Source organism: Microcystis sp. LE18-22.4A (assembly GCF_027531105.1).
Lineage (GTDB): Bacteria > Cyanobacteriota > Cyanobacteriia > Cyanobacteriales > Microcystaceae > Microcystis > Microcystis aeruginosa.
The window spans coordinates 1-4462 of record NZ_JAPZRB010000261.1 but is presented as its reverse complement, the minus strand read 5'-3'; the positions used below and the strand labels follow the sequence as shown (position 1 = coordinate 4462).

Here is a 4462-nt window from a genome sequence, read left to right as displayed (position 1 = left end):
ATCGAGAATTTGAAAATAAAGAAGAACTGGAAAAAGTAGTCAATCAGCTTTTAAATGAAGGGGGATTGATTATTAAATGGAGTAGAAAACTTAAAAATAAGGGTAATGCTGTCAATGTAACTTAAATGCGTAAAAGCTTATAACTCCGAAACTAGGATTTTTTTTTGTCACAAAAACGACAGGAACTCAAGCCGGGAGACCGAGAAAAATAAAAAGCATCATCGGAGAATTATGCCTGACAGAAAAACAAGCAATCCGTTTAAATATTCCTCGTAATAACCAAATTAGTCCTTACTTAGAACGCTGTTGTTTAAGAGCTAGTGCCAATGTTTCTTATGAAAATGCCGCCAGAGATATTCAATTTTATATAGGGATGAAGGTCTCGGCTAGGACTCAACAACGATTAGTCCATCGCCACCAATTTGCCGAAGAAGAATCAGGAAACCCCGTTCAAGAAATTAGTCTAGATGGAGGAAAAGTGCGCTTAAGAACCGAAACTAAGGGAGAGGCTTGTATCTGGAAAGATTATCAAGCAATCTGTGTTGATACTTTCCTAAGAAAAGCTTGGTTTGGAGAGAATGAATCGTTAATATATTGGGTTAATCAACAACCTTTATCTGACCCCCTTACCTGTTTGGGAGACGGACATCCCGGTATTGGGAAAATTGTGAAAAACTGGGATTGTCCAGGAGAAAAAAGAGAAATACTTGACTGGTTTCATTTGGTAGAAAATCTTCATAAAGTCGGCGGTTCAGTGAAGAGATTGAAAAAAGCAGAAAGTTTATTATGGCAGGGCAAAATTGAGGAAACAATAGCATTAATCTCTCCTTTAAAAAACGAACGAGCTGAAAATTTCTGTCGTTATTTAGAGATTCACCGTCATCGAATTGTTAATTATAATTACTATCAACAAGAAGAGATTTGCTCTATTGCTTCGGGAGCCGTTGAATCCACGGTTAAACAGATTGACCGACGACTGAAAATTTCTGGAGCCCAGTGGAATGAAGAAAATATCCCTCAAGTGCTTAAACACCGCTGTGCTTACCTAAATAACAGTCTTTAGCTATTGAATAGTATTTATGTTCTGACAAAACTGACTTGCTCCCGTTTTGACAGACCAAAATTTAATATGTCCGTGATCCCAAAGAGCGGTAAAATGCTCGTCCATCTTACCCGTAGCCGCCAAGGCCAAATTTTTGAGATAACCATGATAGGGAGTGGATATCAGCGCATATCCTCCCGGTTGCAGCAGATTATAAACCGTCTTAGCGTAATTGCGCGGGGCATAGACGTGTTCTACCACTTCCAAACTAATTAGCAGCGGAAAAGTACCAAATTTACTAGCCAGATCATCATAGGCGGAGCCAACGTATAGATCAAGTTCAGGATAGGCTTTTTTTGCCTCTGCTATCCCCGATTCGGAAGGATCGCAGCCACTGACTTGAAATCCTTTTTCTGATAACCAATTAGCGATCGAACCGTTGCCACAACCGAGATCAAAAATACGCTTTTCAGGAGGAGCAAGATCGGCAAAAATCTGACTTAGAGAAGGTAGCAAATAAGCGTGGGCAGTCCCACAGCAAGAATTTTGATAATGATAATAATCTGACATATTTTAAGATAGTTAATATGTAAGTATTTTGCGTGGCATCACCACTACTGTCGAAAGGTAATACAGAAAGTCACTTTTGTCAAGGGTTTAGTGAAATTTATTGTCACATCCCATTGATACGATATCCCATAGTATTTTATGAATATATTGCATATACTATTGTCAATGTACATCTTGCAAAAATCAAAAACCTTCCCCTAGACGAGAAGTCGCCGAGCCATTATTCTCCCAGTTACAAGTCGTAAACTTAACATTAATAGCTGACTTCTGTTATCAGAAAACTTTAACAACTACCAAAGCGGATCGGAGTATAAATGAACGGTTAAAGAATCTCGATCGCCGGGGATACCAGTAATACAACTACAAATTTGAGTACCATCATCTAATTCTACCTCGCAAGCGTGACAGGAACCCATTAAACAGCCGGTAGGAATTTCAATCCCTGCTTTTTTGGCCACATCTAATAATAGTTCTCCCGTTTCCGCTTCCATGATGATATCATCGGGTAAAAAACGCACTGCAATAGTCATAAGTTCTCCTTACAAATGAGCAAAAATAGGTTGAAGATTTAAATGTTCTTCCAATAAATTAGCCATAGCATCTAGGGTTATTTCTCTTTGTTCACTATAGTTAGCAATTCCCGTAGGCAAAGATAATAAACCGCGACGCTGACGTAGATGATTTAGCCAAGTTCTTCGCCAAGAACCATTATCAAAGATACCATGTAAATAACAGCCCCAAATTGAGAGAGAATCATTGACAATTCCCAGACTAGCATCTTCCTCGAACATTTTTTGATAACCTGATTCACTTTCCCATTGGCTTATTCCCTGGTGAATTTCGTATCCCATTACCGGTAAACCAGCTTGGGGATAATTAGATAAAACTTGTCGTTGAAGGGTAATTTTTTCGGCAGTAATTACCGTTTTTAACGGCAGTAAATTTAAACCTGCTGCCTCACTATCGGGACCTTCTCGATGGTCAGGATCCAGAATTAATCGCCCTAACATTTGCAAACCACCACAGATGCCAAAGATAATACCTCCCCTTTGGTGATAGGCTTGTAATTGATTAGCCATACCACTTTGATTAAGAGCAATTAAATCAGCAACAGTGGTTTTAGAGCCGGGGATAATTACCCCATCGGGATCACCTAAAGATTCCTGTAATTCTAGATAACGTACATTGACCGTTGCTTCGCCACAGAGAGGGTCAAAATCAGTAAAATTAGCGATATGAGGCAGACGAATGACAATGATATTTAGTTCAGCTTTGGGTTTTTGGGCGGGGCGATCGAGTAAACTGAGAGAATCCTCGGCACTCAAAAAGATATCACTATAGGGAAGAACTCCTAACACAGGAATTTTTGTATAATCTTCTAGCCAAGTAATCCCCGAATCTAAGAGGGATTTTTGTCCGCGAAATTTATTGATCACAATACCTTTAATTAAAGCTCTTTCCTCCGGTTCTAATAATTCTAACGTACCGACGACGTGAGCAAAAGCCCCCCCGCGATCAATATCCACCACTAAAATAGTAGCGGCATCGAGATATTTAGCCACCCGCATATTAGTTAAATCGCGATGTTTGAGATTTATTTCCGCCGGACTTCCCGCACCTTCACAGACAACTAGATCAAATTCTGTTGATAATTTAGCTAAAGATTCTTTAATTGCTTGCCAACCTTGCTCAAAATAATTCTGATAATAATCCGCTGCCGTGGTGACACCAACAGCCTTGCCTTTAATAATCACCTGAGAGGTCATATTTCCCTGGGGTTTTAATAAAATTGGGTTCATTTCTACCCGGGGAATTGTCCCCGCGGCCCATGCTTGCACCGCCTGGGCGTGACCCATTTCTCCCCCTCCGGCGGTAACATAGGCATTAAGGGCCATATTCTGACCTTTAAAGGGTGTTACCTGCCAGCCTTTCCGGTTGAATAAACGACATAAAGCCGCAGTTAAAAAAGATTTACCCGCGTGGGATGTTGTCCCCACTACCATAATTGCTTTCATCTAGTTTTTTGGGTTGACTATTTAATTTTTGGTAATTAGGAATTAGGAATTATGAATTGGGAAGTGGGGAAGTGGGGAGATGGGGAGATGGGGAGATGGGGAGATGGGGAAGTGGGGAAGTGGGAAGTGGGGAAGTGGGGTGTGGGGTGTCGGGTGTGGGGTGTGGGGTGTGGGGAGAATAAATAAAATAATCTCCTATCTCCTGACTCCTGACGACCGACTCGGAGAATCCTGACTCCTGACGACCGACTCCCGACTCCTCACCTTAACAGCATTAAAAAGAAAACCAACGTTGCAGAGTATTTAAAAATCTTTGCCAGAAAGTGGGTGTAGGGAAAAAGTCCCCTTGGGGTTGCCATTTTTCTATTAATTTCCTCCCCAAAGGAGTGAGACGAAAACTATCGGTTATCCCCTGTCCATCTACTTCGCGCCGCAAAATTCCCACCTTAATCAACCAGAGAAGATAGCTTTCCGCTGCCGCTTCCGTCAGCAGTCTGGAAGTATAACCTTTCTCTAAACCCCCAGCACCAGGGATGCTTAAAAGTGATACACTTTGCTCCAGCATAGCCGCAAATAAGGTGACACGGAAAGGAGAACAACAGAGGGCGCGTTCGGCCCGGTTGATGGTAGCATCAGGATAATTGATGGCGGTAACGGTGGCAGTCGATAGGCTCATAGATTCCGGTCATCGAAAATTTGGGTCTGAAACCCCGTCGTTCTACGACGGCTTTACTGTTAAATATTAGCACATTTACGAAATATATGCTAAAATGTGAGACATGGAAAAAGCCTATTCGTTTCGATTTTACCCCACACCAACACAAGAGTCGCTATT

At 41.4% G+C, this 4462-nt stretch carries 5 protein-coding genes and 2 pseudogenes; 3 read left to right on the top strand and 4 right to left on the bottom strand.

Going from position 1 to position 4462, the window contains the following annotated elements:
* Both O9295_RS12255 and O9295_RS12250 read left to right on the top strand, forming a co-directional pair.
* Positions 1 to 125, top strand: a pseudogene (locus O9295_RS12255) (IS630 family transposase); the annotation flags it as partial.
* Between the two features lie 8 nt (positions 126 to 133).
* Positions 134 to 1063: pseudogene (locus O9295_RS12250) on the top strand (ISKra4 family transposase); the annotation flags it as partial.
* Here O9295_RS12250 and O9295_RS12245 read toward each other — a convergent pair.
* From O9295_RS12245 to O9295_RS12230, 4 genes are all read right to left on the bottom strand, one after another.
* A complete protein-coding gene (locus tag O9295_RS12245) occupies positions 1064 to 1612 on the bottom strand; it encodes a class I SAM-dependent methyltransferase (RefSeq protein WP_288033103.1) in 549 nt (182 codons plus the stop codon).
* A gap of 290 nt (positions 1613 to 1902) precedes the next feature.
* Positions 1903 to 2142: a 2Fe-2S iron-sulfur cluster-binding protein gene (locus O9295_RS12240; RefSeq protein WP_288033102.1), complete on the bottom strand. Its 240-nt coding sequence runs from the start codon at positions 2140 to 2142 to the stop codon at positions 1903 to 1905.
* 9 nt (positions 2143 to 2151) lie between these two features.
* Entirely contained in the window at positions 2152 to 3627 is a 1476-nt protein-coding gene (gene cobQ, locus O9295_RS12235; protein WP_288033100.1) for a cobyric acid synthase CobQ, read from the bottom strand.
* Positions 3628 to 3901: 274 nt separating this feature from the next.
* On the bottom strand, positions 3902 to 4303 hold the full coding sequence (locus O9295_RS12230; RefSeq protein WP_061432458.1) for an Npun_F0494 family protein: 402 nt from the start codon (positions 4301 to 4303) through the stop codon (positions 3902 to 3904).
* 103 nt (positions 4304 to 4406) lie between these two features.
* Between O9295_RS12230 and O9295_RS27385 the strand changes: the two genes are divergently transcribed.
* The coding region (locus O9295_RS27385) for a helix-turn-helix domain-containing protein (RefSeq protein ID WP_353845532.1) at positions 4407 to 4462 on the top strand (56 nt) is incomplete at its 3' end.